At 64.0% G+C, this 16,528-nt stretch carries 13 protein-coding genes; 11 read left to right on the top strand and 2 right to left on the bottom strand.

Annotated features, from left to right (window positions below; translation table 11 throughout):
• Positions 1 to 239: hypothetical protein (locus IFO71_RS21985; RefSeq protein ID WP_225444710.1), on the top strand; the 239-nt coding region annotated here is incomplete at its 5' end.
• 343 nt (positions 240 to 582) lie between these two features.
• Here the strand turns inward: IFO71_RS21985 and IFO71_RS16100 are convergent.
• On the bottom strand, positions 583 to 1,758 hold the full coding sequence (locus tag IFO71_RS16100) for a phosphoglycerate kinase (protein ID WP_192030687.1): 1,176 nt from the start codon (positions 1,756 to 1,758) through the stop codon (positions 583 to 585).
• Between the two features lie 120 nt (positions 1,759 to 1,878).
• On the opposite strand from IFO71_RS16100, the gene hemN reads away from it, so the two are divergent.
• Positions 1,879 to 3,270: an oxygen-independent coproporphyrinogen III oxidase gene (gene hemN / locus IFO71_RS16095; RefSeq protein WP_192030686.1), complete on the top strand. Its 1,392-nt coding sequence runs from the start codon at positions 1,879 to 1,881 to the stop codon at positions 3,268 to 3,270.
• A gap of 50 nt (positions 3,271 to 3,320) precedes the next feature.
• Here hemN and IFO71_RS16090 read toward each other — a convergent pair whose 3' ends face one another.
• Positions 3,321 to 4,703, bottom strand: a complete 1,383-nt coding sequence (locus tag IFO71_RS16090) for a hypothetical protein (protein WP_192030685.1) — start codon at positions 4,701 to 4,703, stop codon at positions 3,321 to 3,323.
• Positions 4,704 to 5,276: 573 nt separating this feature from the next.
• On the opposite strand from IFO71_RS16090, the gene ilvD reads away from it, so the two are divergent.
• From ilvD to leuB, 9 genes are all read left to right on the top strand, one after another.
• Positions 5,277 to 6,977: a dihydroxy-acid dehydratase gene (gene ilvD, locus IFO71_RS16085; RefSeq protein ID WP_192030684.1), complete on the top strand. Its 1,701-nt coding sequence runs from the start codon at positions 5,277 to 5,279 to the stop codon at positions 6,975 to 6,977.
• A gap of 54 nt (positions 6,978 to 7,031) precedes the next feature.
• On the top strand, positions 7,032 to 8,051 hold the full coding sequence (gene ilvC, locus IFO71_RS16080; RefSeq protein ID WP_192030683.1) for a ketol-acid reductoisomerase: 1,020 nt from the start codon (positions 7,032 to 7,034) through the stop codon (positions 8,049 to 8,051).
• Positions 8,052 to 8,251: 200 nt separating this feature from the next.
• Positions 8,252 to 9,955, top strand: a complete 1,704-nt coding sequence (gene ilvG, locus IFO71_RS16075) for an acetolactate synthase 2 catalytic subunit (RefSeq protein WP_192030682.1) — start codon at positions 8,252 to 8,254, stop codon at positions 9,953 to 9,955.
• Between the two features lie 27 nt (positions 9,956 to 9,982).
• Positions 9,983 to 10,387 (top strand): ACT domain-containing protein, encoded by a 405-nt coding sequence (locus IFO71_RS16070; RefSeq protein WP_192030681.1) that lies wholly within the window; start codon positions 9,983 to 9,985, stop codon positions 10,385 to 10,387.
• Entirely contained in the window at positions 10,384 to 11,976 is a 1,593-nt protein-coding gene (locus tag IFO71_RS16065; RefSeq protein ID WP_192030680.1) for a 2-isopropylmalate synthase, read from the top strand. Before IFO71_RS16070 ends, IFO71_RS16065 begins: the two co-directional genes overlap by 4 nt.
• Before the next feature lie 13 nt (positions 11,977 to 11,989).
• Entirely contained in the window at positions 11,990 to 12,949 is a 960-nt protein-coding gene (locus tag IFO71_RS16060) for a branched-chain amino acid transaminase (RefSeq protein ID WP_192030679.1), read from the top strand.
• Between the two features lie 130 nt (positions 12,950 to 13,079).
• A complete protein-coding gene (gene leuC / locus IFO71_RS16055; protein ID WP_192030678.1) occupies positions 13,080 to 14,510 on the top strand; it encodes a 3-isopropylmalate dehydratase large subunit in 1,431 nt (476 codons plus the stop codon).
• 171 nt (positions 14,511 to 14,681) lie between these two features.
• A complete protein-coding gene (gene leuD, locus IFO71_RS16050; protein WP_192030677.1) occupies positions 14,682 to 15,254 on the top strand; it encodes a 3-isopropylmalate dehydratase small subunit in 573 nt (190 codons plus the stop codon).
• Between the two features lie 146 nt (positions 15,255 to 15,400).
• Positions 15,401 to 16,474: a 3-isopropylmalate dehydrogenase gene (gene leuB, locus IFO71_RS16045; RefSeq protein WP_192030676.1), complete on the top strand. Its 1,074-nt coding sequence runs from the start codon at positions 15,401 to 15,403 to the stop codon at positions 16,472 to 16,474.
• The last annotated feature ends 54 nt before the right edge of the window (positions 16,475 to 16,528 follow it).

Below are 16,528 nucleotides of genomic sequence, written 5' to 3'. Positions count from 1 at the left end.
TGCTACGCAGCAACGGCTACTTCGTAGCCTGCGCCTTCGCTACGCTCGGTCGGCTGCTACGCAGCAACGGCTACTTCGTAGCCTGCGCCTTCGCTACGCTCGGTCGGCTGCTACGCAGCTACGCGGGACTGCGTCCCGATCTCGCCCAAGTGGGCCCGCCACTTGGACTCGTCGCGCCTTGCACTCGGCGCAAAGTCCTCGGTGATCATCCGCACCCCCTCATGAAATATCCGGGCTAACAGGCTGCTGAGACTCATTTCAGCAGCCTGATTTTGCACGCCACGGACGGCGCGCGCGGAAATCGAACACGCAAGTGGTTGATTTCCGGCATGGGTGGTGCGGCTTTGCCGCGACCGGCTTGCCGTGAGCCTGCCGAACGGCGGTCCCTGAGCTTGTCGAAGGCTTGCGCTCAAAAACCTCCGGGATGGAGGTATTTCAGCAGCCTGCCAAGGCCAGCCCAATTCGCGTAGTTTTTCGCTGCGCGGGACGATTGCCGCGTTGCTTCTCGTCCACGTGGGCCTTGCACTCGGCGCAAAGTCCTCGGTGATCACCCGCGCCCCCTCATGAAATATCTGAGCGCGCTTATCCGCCACGCGCCTCCAGCGCCGCCACCGCCGGCAGCACCTTGCCCTCGCAGAACTCCAGAAAGGCGCCACCGCCGGTCGATATGTAGCCGATGCCGTCGACCACTGCGTATTTGTCGATGGCCGCCAGAGTGTCGCCGCCACCGGCGATCGAGAACGCAGGCGAGTTGGCGATGGCCTTGGCCAAGGCCTCGGTACCCCGACCGAAGGCGTCAAATTCGAACACGCCCACCGGTCCGTTCCACAGCACCGTGCCGGCCTTGGCGATCAGTTGAGCGTAGTGTTCAGCCGTGGCCGGCCCGATGTCGAGAATCATGTCCTCGGCACTCACCTGGTCGACCGACTTGACGGTCGCCGGGGCATCAGCGGCAAACGCTGGCGCCACCACCACATCACGGGGCAGCGGGATATCGGCACCGCGCGCCTGAGCGTCCGCCACGATCTTCCTGGCGGTATCGATCAGGTCATGCTCACACAGCGACTTGCCCACCGGCTTGCCTGCGGCGGCGAGAAACGTGTTGGCAATGCCGCCGCCGACGATCAACTGATCCACCTTGTCGAGCAGACTGGACAGCAACTCCAGCTTGGTAGACACCTTGGAGCCAGCAACGATTGCCATCAGCGGCCGCTGGGGTTGCTTCAACGCCTTGGCCAGGGCGTCCAGCTCGGCCATCAGCAAGGGGCCGCCGCAAGCAGTCTTGGCAGCACGGATCACGCCATGCGTCGAGGCCTGCGCCCGGTGCGCGGTGCCGAACGCATCCATCACGAACACATCGCAGAGTGCCGCGTATTTTGCCGACAGCTCAGGGTCGTCCTTGCCCTCGCCGACATTCATTCGACAGTTTTCCAGCAACACCAGCTGACCCGGCTCGATCGCTACGCCGTCGACCCAGTCGCGGATCAGCGGCACCTCGCGACCCAGCAGTTCGCTCATCCGCGCGGCCACCGGCGCCAGCGAATCCTGCTCGCTCCAGCTACCCTCCTTCGGCCGGCCCAGGTGCGAGGTCACCAGCACAGCGGCGCCCTGATCCAGGGCCAGCTTCAGCGTCGGCAGCGAGGCCAGGATGCGTTGATCTGAGGTCACCTTGCCGTCCTTGACCGGCACATTCAGATCCTGGCGGATCAATACTCGCTTGCGGGCAAGATCAAGGTCGGACATCCGCAAAACGCTCATCGAAAGCTCCTGGCTGGGCAACAAAGCGGGAATTGTCCAGGGACAGCGCGCCGGATTCAAACGCGCAGGCATTTGACCAAGGTCAAGCGCTGCCGCGGATCAAGCCGGCAGACTGCAGCCATGATCACCTCCGCGCCACGCTTCGATGCTGAGCTCTTGCGCCGCTACGACCGGCCAGGGCCGCGCTACACCTCGTACCCGACGGCGCCGCAGTTCACCAGTTTGTACGGTGAGGCGGCCTTTCGTCAGGCCCTGTCGCGCAGCAACGAGGATCCGATCCCGCGGCCCTTGTCGCTGTACAGCCACGTGCCGTTTTGCTTCAGCCCGTGCTTTTATTGTGGCTGCAATCGGGTAATCACCCGCGACAAGCAGCGGGCGGCTGTCTATGTCGAGCATCTGAACCAGGAGATCAGCCGTACCGCGCCCCTGGTCGACCGCGACCGCGAGGTGATCCAGCTGCACTTCGGCGGCGGCACGCCGAACTTCCTTGAGCCTTCGCAGATCGGCGAAATCATCCGCTGCCTGTTCAATCGCTTTCTTCCCAGTCTTTCGGCCAAGCGCGACTTCTCGATCGAGCTTGATCCACGCACCATCGATGCCGATGGCATCGCCGAACTCGCCAGCTATGGGCTCAACCGTGCCAGTCTTGGCGTGCAGGATTTCGACCCCGAGGTGCAGGAGGCGATCAACCGCCGGCAGTCAATTGAACAGACCGAATCCGTACTGCAGGCCTGCCGTCAGAACGGCATGCGCTCGATCAATATCGACCTGATCTACGGCCTACCCAAGCAAACCGAAGCTGGCTTCGGCACAACCCTGGACCGAGTCATCGAGCAGCGGCCGGATCGACTGGCGATTTACAGCTACGCGCACCTGCCGCAGCTGTTCAAGGCACAGCGTCAGATCCAGTCAGAAGATCTGCCCAGCCCGGACGCCAAGCTTGCCCTGCTCGGACTGGCCATCGACAAGCTGGGAGCGGCCGGTTATCGCTACATCGGAATGGATCATTTCGCCTTGCCCGAGGACGAACTGGCCAAGGCGCAGGACAACAGGCAGTTGCATCGAAACTTCATGGGCTACACCACCCATGCGCAATCGGACCTGATCGGCTTTGGCGTCAGCTCGATCAGCCATGTCGGCAAGCTATACAGCCAGAATCAGCGCGACCTGCCCAACTGGCAGCAGGCGCTGGACAGCGGCCACCTGCCCGCCTTTCGCGGTATCGAGCTGGACAAGGACGACCTGTTGCGTGCCGACTTGATCCAACAGCTGATGTGTCACGGGGAAGTGGATATCGCAGCGCTGGAGCAGCTACACGAGATTCGCTTCAGCCACTACTTCGCCGAGAGCATCGAACGCCTGCAGCCCTTGCTGGATGACAACCTGGCGCAGCTCGACTGCAATTACCTACGGGCCACCGAGCGCGGCCGACTGCTGCTGCGCAATATCGCCATGTGCTTTGATCGCTATCTGAAGCACGAAGAACCGCGGCAGTTTTCCAAGGCGATCTGAGCGGCCGCAGGCCTCGCGTCAGCCACCTGCGAAACCCTGACAAGCAGCGCTCAGTGTGCCGATGGCGCTGTCCGCGCGGCCACCCGACTGGCAGGCAGGGGCAGCTGCCAATCGGGCGGCTGCCGACCGAACGGACGCAGCAACTGCATGTTCAGCACGCCGGCGGACAGGGTCAGAGCCTGCTCGATCTGCCGCATGTTCGCCGGTCGCGCAGCCCAAGCCGACGTGGGATCAGCCTGCGTGGCCAGCCATTCGGCTACCTGAAAGGCCTGCAATCGCCCTTGCCAATCGCGATCGCGCAGCAAGTACGTCTGATAATCCGGTGCAGCGACGTCCGCCAATACACAGCCCATGGGATTGAAAATGCGCCCCAGCAACGCGCAGCCAGCGCTCTCGACGCGGCGATCTGCACGCATCTCAGCACTCGGCAGCTGGATTGCAGCACACGTCTGTGCCAGACGCTCGGCACCCAGGGCCAGCGTCGCCTCCTGGTTTATCAACAGCTCGGTTCCGATTGTGCGCAACCACTGCCCATCAGAATCGCTGGCGTGAAACGCCTCGAATCCTCCCGGCTCGAACAGTCTCTCCTGAAGCTGAAACTCAAGGCGGAACACGTCGCAGCTTTGACGCTCGTCATCGCTCGGCGCAGCAAATGCCTGCCGGCATACCGCCGGAACGCCATGCTCAGCAGGCAGTTCGGCCCGCATCGCCGCATACAGGTTGAGAGCACGTTGCTGCACGCGGATATTGACCATCTCGAAGATCAGGTTGTCTGCCTTGCCCTTCAACCGGCGCCAGGCCAGGCTGTCGCTACATAGGCCAGCCAAAGCGATATCGATCTCACCTGCCTCAAAACGCAACGCCGCATCGAGCAGCTGCAGGGCAAAGGCGCGACCAAACGGCGGAATCGGTGAGGCATGGCTGACGCGATGCGGAATCGCCAGGTGGTCGTAGTCGCCCAGTTCACGCAGCGCCCGCAGTTCCGCTTCGGCGCCAGCCAGTTCAGCCGCCGCTGCCGCGCGGTCGGCGCGAACCTGGGCCAGGCAATCGCCGTCATCTGCACAGAACCTGTGCGCTGGCGCCTGCTTGGCCCAACGGCGCGGATAGCGGCCCTCGGCACTGCTCTCGAATCCCGTCTCGTCGTCAGGCTCGGCACTCAAGGCATTGAGCTCGGCGATATCACGCTTCAAGACATCCGCCCGCTCGGCCGCCGGAATCTCATACGGCAGCAACCAGAACAACGACCAGGCGTTGCGTTGGCCCACGGCATCCTGATTGCCCGCGCGCATCATCTGCAGCGCCGCCTGTTGCTGCTCGGTGATCGGTGGCAGCCACTCCGCCCACATCGATATCAACCAAGCTGACATCACCAGGCCAATCAAGCCAGCCAGCCACTTGACGCGCCGCCGCCAGTTCGTCGCAGATGAGTTCACCGTGCATTCGCTCCATGCAATTCGTCATTGCGGCCAGCGCCCGAGATGACCTGGGACCGCACGATCGATCAATATCAGACCATCATATCCGCGAGCGAGCTGCAGGTTCAGAGGCGGCAGCCGTGAATAGTCGAGCACCCGCGACATTCATGACCGACGTACCGCCGTTTGGTTTCGGTCGAAATTAGTTCCGCCCCCTTGCACCAGCCTGAAAGCCCTTTGTTTTCTGATACTTAGATTGTTTCTCGCGAAAGCAAGAAAATCGTTCTAAGAAATCACTTGACAATTCCCTTTGCTGCACCACAGCATGGAACCCATGTTCACTGCACGACACATCGACGCCCCGCAACACCTCGTTCCCGCGAAGCTCCAGGGCTCGCGACTGGTCGCGCCTGCGCTCGTACTCATTAGCCTCGTACTCGTACTTATTAGCCGACATAGGTGCGGATCGGTGTGTTGGGCCTGACGAGATAAAGCCCCCAGACAACCGAAACCCCGCACCGGGCAACCAGTGCGGGGTTTCTGCTTTCTGGGCCTATGAAAACGAATGCATAACGACCACGGAACTCACGGATGAAAAGCGACGCAATCAAAACCGGCCCCGATCGAGCCCCCGCACGGGCGATGCTGCGGGCCACCGGCTTGGATGACGCCGCGATCAACAAGCCGCTGATCGCCGTGGTGCACAACTGGAGCGATGTCAGCCCGTGCAATCTGAATCATCGCGAGCTGGCCGCCGAAGTGCGGGCCGGCGTCGAGGCCGCTGGCGGTACGCCAATCGAGTTCAACACCATTGCCGTCACCGACGGCATCGCCATGGGCTCGCCCGGCATGCGCGCCTCGCTGGCCTCACGTGAGCTGATCGCCGATTCGATTGAACTGGCTGTTCGAGGCCACTGCCTGGATGGGGTGGTGGTGATCTGTGGTTGTGACAAGACCATCCCGGCGGCGGCGATGGCCCTGGCCCGGCTCGATCTGCCGGGCCTGATGCTGTACGGCGGCTCGATTCTGCCCGGCTGCCACAAGGGCCAGAACACCACCATTCAAGACGTGTTCGAGGCGGTTGGCGCCCACGCTGCCGGCAAGATCAGCGCCGAGGAACTGGGCGAAATCGAAAAAACCGCCTGCCCGGGCGCTGGCGCCTGCGGCGGCCAATTCACCGCCAACACCATGGCCCTGGCCAGCACCTTCCTCGGTCTGGCGCCGATGGGCCTGAACGATATCCCGGCGCCAGATCCGGCCAAGAAGGCCGCTGCCCGCGCCTGCGGCGAGCGGGTGATGGCCCTGCTGAAGGACGGCATCAGCGCACGCAGTTTCATCACCCGCGAAGCGATCCGCAACGCCGCGGTTGCGGTCACCGCTACCGCAGGTTCCACCAATGCCATCCTGCATCTGCTGGCGATCGCCCGCGAAGCCGGCATCGACTTCAACATCGACGCCTTCGATTCGATCAGCCGCGAAACCCCGGTGATCGCCGATCTGAAACCGGGCGGTCGCTACATGGCGCCGGACATGTACCTGGCCGGCGGCTCGAAACTGCTCGGCGCGCGCCTGCGCCAGGCCGGCCTGATCGTCGACCAACCCACCGTCAGCGGAAACTCCCTGTTCAGTGAGATCGATAGCGCCGAAGAACGCGACGGACAGAAGGTGATCTATCACTGCGATGCGCCGGTCAAGGGGCGTGGCGGCTTTGGAATTCTGTACGGCAACCTGGCCCCAGAAGGCTGCGTGGTAAAGCTGGCCGGTCACAACGCGCTGCGCTTCGAAGGCCCGGCCCGGGTGTTTGACGGTGAAGATGCCTGTTTTGCCGCCGTGCAGCGGCGCGAGATCCAGGCCGGCGACGTGGTGGTGATTCGCGGTGAAGGCCCGGTCGGCGGCCCCGGCATGCGTGAAATGCTGGCGGTCACCGCCGCCCTGGTCGGCCAGGGTCTGGGCGGCGAGATCGCCCTGATCACCGACGGCCGGTTTAGCGGTGCTACGTACGGCTTCATGGTCGGCCATATCTGTCCGGAGGCTGCATTGGGCGGTCCGATTGGCCGACTGCAGACCGGCGACCGCATTGTCATCGACGTCGAAGCGCGCAGCCTGTCGACCGATGCGCCGCTGGACCGGCGTGCACCGAGTTGGGATCCGCCGGAAGCACCGCCGCGTTCCGGCGCCCTGGCCAAGTTCGCCGCCACCGTCAGCTCGGCCTCCACCGGCGCCTGCACCGGCTTTCCCGAGCCGCGCGCCGATGCCGAAGGCACCCGTTTCGATTCCTTTGTTGCTCACTGAACCCGTCATCCCTTAGCCCAACGATCCACCTACAGACAACCACCGGAGCCCACCATGCAGTACTACGGAATCAATGACGCCAATCCCGATGCGCTGAAAGGCCGCACTATCGTGATCTACGGCTACGGCAGCCAGGGTCGTGCGCACGCCCGCAATCTGCACGACAGCGGCTTTACCGTGGTGGTCGCCGCCCGCCCCGGCAAGAGCTACGACCAGGCCAAGGCCGACGGCCTGGCGGTCGACACCCCGGAACGCGCCATCCCGGTCGCCGATCTGATCGCCCTGCTGACCCCGGATATGCAGCAACCTGAGTTGTACGAGCGGCATATCGCCCCGCTGGCCCGCGAAGGCGCCGCCCTGCTATTCGCCCACGGCTTCAACGTTCACTACAAGCAGATCAGCCCGCGCAAGGATCTGGATGTGATCCTGGTCGCGCCGAAAGGCCCAGGCGCCCTGGTCCGCCGCCAATACGAGGAAGGCCGCGGCGTGCCCTCGCTAATGGCCGTGTACCAGGATGCCACTGGCAAGGCCAAGGAAATGGCCCTGGCCTATGCCCACGGCATCGGTGGAACCCGTGGTGGTGTGATGGAGACCAACTTCGCCGAGGAGACCGAGACTGATCTGTTCGGCGAACAGGCGGTGCTGTGCGGCGGCGCCACCGAGCTGGTCGCGGTCGGCTTCGAGACCCTGGTCGAAGCCGGGTACCAGCCCGAGGTGGCCTACTTCGAGGTGCTGCACGAACTCAAGCTGATCGTCGACCTGCTGTGGGAAGGTGGTTTTGCGCGAATGCACGAGTTCATTTCCGAAACCGCCCAGTTCGGCGACCTGACCCGCGGCCCGCGGGTGGTCGACGAACACACCCGCGAGCAGATGCGCGCCGTGCTGCGTGAGATTCAGGACGGCACCTTCGCCCGCGAATGGGTGGCCGAACACAAAGCCGGCCGCGCCCGCTACAACGCGCTGAAGCAGAAGGATCTCGATCACCCGATCGAAGTGGTCGGCAAGAAACTGCGCGCCCGCATGCCCTGGCTGCAGGAAGCCAGCAAGCCGGCCAAGGCGAAAGAAACGGCGTAGGGCGGGTCTTGACCCGCCATTGCGACACCCAATCACAACGCAAGGTTTGATTGAGGTAGGGCGGGTCTCGACCCGCCATTGCAACACCCAACCACAACGTGGCGTTTGGTTCGTGCAAATCAAACGTTGAGGCACTCCGAAAACCACAATGGCGGGTCAAGACCCCCCTACGAACCCCGATACGCAACCGGAATCCAGACATGACCGCCCAGCCCAAACCTGCCACTGCCGAACGAATCCGAGGCGCCGATGCTTTGCTGCGCGCTCTGGAAGCCGAGGGCGTGGGCACGGTGTTCGGCTATCCGGGCGGGGCGATCATGCCGGTGTACGACGCACTGGTCGATTCACCGATTCGCCACATCCTGGTGCGTCACGAACAGGGCGCGGCGCTGGCCGCCAATGGCTACGCCCGCGCCACTGGCGAAGTCGGGGTGTGCCTGGCCACCAGTGGGCCCGGCGCCACCAACCTGGTCACCGGCATTGCCGATGCCTATCTGGATTCGGTGCCGATGGTGGCGATCACCGGCCAGGTGGCCAGCCATCTGATGGGTACCGATGCCTTTCAGGAAGTCGATATCCTGGGCATCACCCTGCCGATCGTGAAGCACAGCTATGTGATTCGCGATCCGAACAGGATTGCCGACACCGTGCAGGAGGCCTTTCGCATCGCCCGCGAAGGTCGACCGGGTCCGGTGCTGATCGACCTGCCGAAGGACGTCGCCCAGGCCACCATCGACTGGCAGCCAGCCGCGAAGATCGCAGCGGAACCGCCAGTTCAGATCGATCGCGCCGCGGTGCAGCGTGCACGCACCTTGATCCAGTCGAGCCAGCAGCCGCTGCTGTACACCGGTTACGGCATCGGCATCGCCCAGGCCGAGAGCGCCTTGCGTGCCCTGACCGAGGCCAGCGGCATCCCGGTGGTCAGCACCTTGAAAGGCCTGGGCGGTGTGCCCAGCGATCATCCCAACTTCCTTGGCATGCTGGGCATGCATGGCAGCAAGGCAGCGAACTTCGCGGTTCAAGAGAGCGACCTGCTGATCTGCGTCGGCGCCCGTTTTGACGACCGCGCCACCGGCAAGCTGGCCGAATTCGCGCCGCGCGCCAAGGTGATCCATCTGGACACCGACGCCGCCGAGATCAGCAAGCTGCGCTACGCTCAGGTGCATATCTGCGGCGAACTGAACACTCTGTTGCCGCAACTGGACTGCCGACCCGAAATCGGCCAATGGCGCGCGCAATGTGCGGCCTGGCGCGCCGACTCGCAGCCACGCTACGACGCTCCGGGCGAGGACATCTACGCCCCGGCCCTGCTGCGCCAGCTGAGCGAAATGGCACCCAAGGATGCGGTAGTCGCCTGCGATGTCGGCCAGCATCAGATGTGGGTGGCCCAGCACTGGCAACACCAGGCGATCCACCAGCACCTGACCTCGGGGGGCCTGGGCACCATGGGTTTTGGCGTTCCGGCGGCCATGGGCGTGGCCCTGGGCTGCCCGGGTCGCACGGTGATCTGCGTCAGCGGCGACGGCTCGATCATGATGAACATCCAGGAGCTGGCCACCCTGCGTCGCTACCAGATCCCGGTGAAGATCGTGCTGCTGGATAACAGCGCCTTGGGCATGGTCCGGCAGTGGCAGGAACTGTTCTTCACCGAGCGCTACTCCGAGGTCGATCTGTCTGACAACCCGGACTTCGCTATGCTGGCCCGCGCCTTCGGCATCGATGCCTACAGCATCGATCGCCGCGACCAGGTCGAGCCGGCGCTGCGTCAGCTGCTGGCGACTGAGGGCCCTTGCCTGCTGCACGTCAAGATCGACCCCAAGGCCAACGTCTGGCCGCTGGTGCCGCCGAACACCCCGAATCACCAGATGATGGACCGCAGCCCAGCGGCCACCCCTAACACCTGATTCCATCTTAAGCTCGAGGAGAACGCCATGCTGGAACTGAACCTGATCATCGATGCCACTGAAGGCGCCCTGGTTCGACTGCTGGGCACGATCGAGCGCCGCGGCTTTTCCATCGCACAGATGAGCTCGCGCCCGCATGCTCGCGGCGTCGAGGTGAGGGTGCAGATCGGCAACAGCAATCGCCCGGCCGATGTACTGCTGCGTCAGGTGCGTCGTCTGATTGACGTGCGTGAGGCCACTCTGGATGTGGCCCGTCCAACCTTTACCTTCAGCATTGATAGCGCCAACGAACCGAACGCGCGTGAGCTGATCGGCGATTTCATGCCGCGCAGTTCCGAGGCAGACGATGCCCGTCGCCGCATGAGCTTTCTGGGAATTCCAGATCGCATCTCCAATGACTTCAAACGCGATGCCCAGGCGGTGGCCGTATGAGCACCATCGATCAGAGCGTAGTCGATCAAGACTACGTGCGCATTTTCGACACTACCCTGCGCGACGGTGAGCAGTCGCCGGGCTGCTCGATGTCGATGCCGCAGAAGCTGACCGTCGCTCGCGCGCTGTGCGAATTGGGCGTGGATGTGATTGAGGCGGGATTTGCCGCCGCCAGCCCGGATGATTTCGCCGCAGTCAACGCGATTGCCCGCGAAGTGCGCGGCAGTCGTGTGGCCGCGCTGGCCCGCTGCACCCGCAACGACATTGAGCGCGCGGCCGCCGCGCTTGAGCCGGCCGAGCAGGGGCGCATCCATGTGTTTATCGCCACCAGCGATATCCATCTGGCACACAAGCTGCGCATGAGTCGGGCCGAAGCGCTGGAGTCGGCGGTGGCTGGGATCGAGCTGGCACGGCAATACTGCAGCGATATCGAATTCAGCGCCGAAGATGCCTCGCGCTCGGATCCGGCCTATCTGGCTGAAGTATTCAGCGCCGCGATTGAAGCCGGTGCGACCACCCTGAATGTGCCCGACACCGTCGGCTATGCCGTGCCCGGCGAATACGGCGCCCTGTTCGCCTATCTGCGCCAGCATGTGCGTGGAATCGAGAGGGCCATTCTGAGCTGCCATTGCCATGATGATCTGGGCATGGCAGTGGCCAATTCGCTGGCCGCGGTGCAGAACGGTGCGCGACAGGTGGAATGCACCATCAATGGCATTGGCGAGCGTGCCGGCAATGCCGCGCTGGAAGAGATCGTCATGGCCCTGCGCACCCGCGCCAACCACTACGGCGTTGGCACCCGGATCAACACGCAGCGTCTGTACCCCAGCTCGCGCACCTTGATCTCGGTGACCGGCTCGGTGGTGGCGCGCAACAAGGCCATCGTCGGCGAGAACGCCTTCGCCCACGAAAGCGGAATTCACCAGCACGGCATGCTGCGCAATCGTGAAACCTACGAAATCATGTCGCCGGAAGATGTCGGCGTATCGCGCTCGCAGCTGGTGCTGGGCAAACACAGCGGCCGCGCTGCTCTGGCTGATCGCCTGCGCGAGCTGGGCTTCGAACTACAGGAGGCGGCACTGAACCAAGCGTTTGCGCAGTTCAAAGCCCTGGCCGACAAGAAAAAGGAAGTGTTCGACGCCGACCTGGAAGCAATTGCCCTGGGCAGCACCGGCACCGAGAGCGGGCCGTGGCGCCTGCTGGCCCTGCAGATGCAGGGCGCGATCGGCCGCGACGCGGTTCCTTCGGCCTCGGTGCGCCTGAGCCACGAGTCGGGCCGGGTGGTGCAGGAAGCGGCCGTCGGCGATGGTCCGGTGCATGCCATCTTTGCCGCCATTGAGCGCGCCACCGGCGCTCAGCTGAAGCTGCGTCAATATCATGTGCGTTCGCTGTCGACCGGCGAAGACGCCCAGGGCGAGGCCCGGGTGGAAGTGGAGGTGGACGGCCGCGACTACCGCGGCCGGGCTGTATCGACCGACATCCTGGAAGCCAGCGCGCTTGCCCTGGTGGAAGTGATCAATCGCATCGAGCGTCGGCAGATGCTGACCGACGCCAGCCCAAACATTGAACAAGAACAGGCGATCGCCTAAGGAATGGCCCGGCATGAAAACCTCCCAATACATCTGGTTCAACGGTGAACTGAAACCCTGGCAAGACGCCACCTGCCATGTGATGTCACATGGCCTGCACTACGGCTCATCGGTGTTTGAAGGCATCCGCTGCTACCATACTGAGCACGGCCCGGCGATCTTTCGTCTTAACGACCACATTGAGCGATTGTTCGAGTCGGCGCGCATCTACCGCATGGGCCTGCACTTCAATGTCGGCCAGATCATGCAGGCCTGCCGCGATGTGGTGCGCGAGAATGGGCTGAAGTCTGCCTATCTGCGGCCGATCGCCTGGCGTGGCGTGTGTGGCTTTGGCGTCGCGGCACCGCCGAATGGACCGATCGATGTGGCCATCGCTGCCATCGAGTTTGGCGCCTATCTGGGCGAAGAGGGCCTGAGGCAGGGCATCGACGCCTGCGTGTCGAGCTGGAATCGGGCCGCACCCAACACCTTTCCCACCGCCGCCAAGGCCGGTGGCAATTACCTGAACTCGCAATTGATCGCGATGGAGGCGCGGGCCAATGGCTTTGCCGAGGGCATCGCCCTGGCCAGCGATGGCACCCTGAGTGAGGGCAGCGGTGAGAACCTGTTCATCGTCCGCAAGGGCGTGCTGTATACGCCGCCGGCGGCCGCCTCGATCCTGGTCGGCATCACCCGCGATACGGTGTTCGAGTTGGCGCGCGATCTGGGCCTGAAGATTGTCGAACAAGCGCTGCCGCGCGAGATGCTGTACCTGGCCGACGAGATCTTCATGACCGGCACCGCGGCCGAAATCACCCCGGTGCGTTCGGTCGACCGGATGCCGATCGGCAATGGCGCCGGCGGACCGATCACCGCCGCCCTGCAGGAGAAGTTCTTCGGTCTGTTCGATGGTCGCACGGCTGATCGCTGGGGCTGGCTGGATCTGGTCAATGCCGAAGCCAATGCCGAAGTGAAACTCGAGGCGGTGGCGTGATCGCCGCAACAAAGGCGTAGGGCGGGTCTTGACCCGCCGTCTTTGTCACATTCCGCACGCATCAGGTAGAGCCGAAGCGGCGAATTGAAACGCAACATGGCGGGTCAAGACCCGCCCTACGAGGTAAGGCATGAATAACACTGTCGCCACTCCACGCACCCTGATCGACAAGATCTGGGATGCCCACCTGGTCCGCGCCGAGAGCGCCGATGCGCCGGCGATCCTGTATATCGACCTGCATCTGGTGCACGAGGTTACTTCGCCACAGGCATTCTCGGAGTTGCGTGGGCGGGGGCTGAAAGTGCGTCGCCCTGATCGCACCCTGGTCACCCTGGATCACAGCACGCCGACCCTGCCGGCCGGTACCGATGGCAAACTGCCCTACGCCAACGCGCAGACCGCCCAGCAAGTGGCACAGCTGGAGGCGAATTGCGCCGAGTTCGGCCTCGAACTGAACGGCTTCGGCTCAGGCAAACGCGGTGTAGTGCATGTGATGGGCCCGGAGCTGGGCGCCACCCAGCCGGGCATGACCATCGTCTGCGGCGACTCCCACACGGCGACTCACGGGGCATTTGGAGCATTGGCGTTTGGCATCGGCACCACCGAAGTCGGCCATGTACTGGCCACACAATGCCTGCTACAGCGACGACCGAAAACCATGGCGGTGACCGTCGATGGCCGCTTGCCGGCCGGCGTCGGCGCCAAGGATCTGATCCTGCATATCATCGGCGTGCTCGGCGTCGATGGCGGCACCGGTCATGTGATCGAGTACCGCGGCGAAGCCATCCGTGCATTGTCGATGGAACAGCGCATGACCCTGTGCAATATGTCGATCGAGGCCGGCGCCCGCGCTGGCCTGGTGGCACCGGATCAGACCACCATCGACTGGCTGCGAGGCCGGCCACGGGTGCCGCAGGGTGAGGCCTTCGAGGCCAAGGCAGGCGAATGGCTGAACTTAACTAGCGATACCGGCGCCCGATTTAATCGGGAGATCCGCATCGACGCCGCCCAGGTCGCGCCCACCGTCACCTGGGGCACCAACCCCGGCCAGGTCACCGCCATCGATCGTGCCGTGCCGCGTGCCGGCGATGCGCAGAGCGAGCGTGCCCTGGCTTACATGGGCTTCAAGGGCGGCCATTCGCTGCTCGGCGAAAAGGTCGATGTGGTGTTCATCGGTTCCTGCACCAATGGCCGCCTGTCCGACCTGCGTGAAGCTGCCGACATCCTGCGCGGTCGGCGTATCGCAGCCCATGTGCGCATGCTGGTAGTGCCGGGCTCGGATCAGGTCAAGCGCCAGGCCGAGGAAGAAGGATTGAACGAGGTGTTCAAGGCGGCCGGGGCCGAATGGCGCGAGCCCGGCTGTTCGATGTGCATCGCCATGAATGGCGACCAGGTGGGTCCGGGACAGCTGGCAGTCAGTACCTCGAACCGCAATTTCGAAGGCCGCCAAGGGCCCGGCGCGCGCACCGTGCTGGCCAGCCCGGCCACTGCAGCAGCCTGTGCCCTGGCCGGCGTGATCGCCGACCCGCGCAGCTGGGGAGGGATGAGTGATGCGGCTTAACATGCTCATCCCTTCCCCCCTTGAGAGAAGGTGGCGCGAAGCGCCAGATGATGGTCGGGCCTTGTCATTACGCCCGGCAACTGCCTAACGCAATACGTATTCGTACCCTCACCCCACTCCCCTCTCCCGCGGGGAGGGGGGAGTCCACAGAGGGGAACAAGGAGTTACGAAATGACCCCCATCCGTCGTATCGAATCCCGCGTTGCCGTGTTCTCCGGTGAGAACATCGACACCGATCAGATCATTCCCGCGCGCTTCTTGACGACCACGCAGCGCGAGGGGCTGGGTCAGCATTGCTTTGCCGACTGGCGCTATGACCAGGAAGGCAAGGAGCGACCGGAGTTCGCCCTGCATCGGCCTGAGCTGCGCAACGCCGGCGTGTTATTGGCCGGACGCAACTTCGGCTGCGGCTCGTCGCGTGAGCACGCTCCCTGGGCCCTGCTCGACCTCGGCATCCAGGTCGTCATCTCGACCCAGATCGCCGACATCTTTCGCAACAACGCGCTGAAGAACGGGCTGCTGCCGATCGTGGTCAACGCCGAGCAGTGGCAGGCCATCGCCGGATTTGAAACGCAGACCATTGCGGTCGATCTGGAGCGCCAGCAGATCGAACTGCCCGACGGCCAGACCATTGCCTTTGAAGTCGAAGGCTTTGCCCGCCAATGCCTGCTGCGCGGGGTAGATCAGTTGGGTTATCTGCTGGCCGAGTCGGCGGCCATTGATACCTTCGAAAAAGCGGCGTAGGGCGGGCCCCGGCCCGCCATTGCAAGCTCAAATCACATGACTGGGCAAGTGGTTCGCTACGAGTTGTCAGGAAGTCCAAGACGGCGGACCAGGGCCCGCCCTACATCGCCCAACGATTCTGATCACAACACGGAGCTGCACTGCCAATGAAAGCCACCATCACTCTCCTGCCCGGCGACGGCATCGGCCCCGAAGTGGGCGCCGAAGCCGAGAAGCTCTTGCTGGCCGTGGCCCGCCAGTTCGGCCACGAATTCACCCTACAGACCGGCCTGATCGGCGGCGCGGCGATCGATGCCACTGGCAATCCGCTGCCGGAGGAGACCATCACGCTATGCAAACAAAGCGATGCTGTCTTCCTCGGTGCCGTCGGCGGTCCCAAGTGGAGCGATCCGAATGCACCGGTGCGGCCAGAACAGGGCCTGCTGAAACTGCGTGCGGAGCTCGGCGTATTCGCCAATCTGCGCCCGGTGGCACCGCACCCGGCCACCGCCGAGCTAGCGCCGCTGAAGCCGCATCTGCTGCACGGCATCGATATGCTGTTCGTGCGTGAACTGACCGGTGGCTCGTACTTTGGCGCCAAGCGCCGCGAGGCCGATGCGGCGGTGGATGAGTGTCGTTACACCGTTGCCGAGATCGAGCGCGTCACCCGCCGCGCTGCGCAGCTGGCGCGCGGCCGTCGGCGCAAGCTGACCCACGTCGACAAGGCCAATGTGCTGGAAACCTCGCGCCTGTGGCGCTCAACCGTCACCCGGATCATGGACAGCGAATACCCCGACGTGGCCTACGAGCATGTGCTGGTCGACGCCATGGCCATGCATCTGCTGACCCGGCCGTCGCACTTCGATGTGGTGCTGACCGAAAACTTGTTCGGCGACATCCTCACCGACGAGGCCGCCGTGCTGGCCGGCTCGATGGGTCTGCTGCCTTCAGCCTCGGTTGGCGAGGGCAAGGTCGGCCTGTATGAGCCAATCCACGGCTCGGCACCCGACATCGCCGGCAAGGGCATTGCCAATCCGTATGCCAGCCTGCTGTCGGTCGCCCTGCTACTGCGTCACTCGCTGGGACTGGAGGCTGAAGCCGCCGCGCTTGAACAGGCTGTTTCATCGGCGATCAGCGACGGCGTGCTGACCGCCGATTTGCGTAAGGATCACCCGGCCAGCACCGCGGAGGCCGGCAATGCCGTGCTGCAGCGGCTGTCGGCCCTGGCCAAGGCGGCATGAAATCCCTTGGCATAGCGGTGCGCCAAGGCGCACCCTATCGCGCCATAGGGTGCG

Origin of the sequence: Pseudomarimonas arenosa (assembly GCF_014841215.1) — a bacterium.
In the GTDB taxonomy this organism is placed as follows: Bacteria; Pseudomonadota; Gammaproteobacteria; order Xanthomonadales; family Xanthomonadaceae; genus Pseudomarimonas; species Pseudomarimonas arenosa.
The sequence above is the reverse complement of the archived record's forward strand: the minus strand, read 5'-3'. Positions and strand labels throughout refer to the sequence as shown.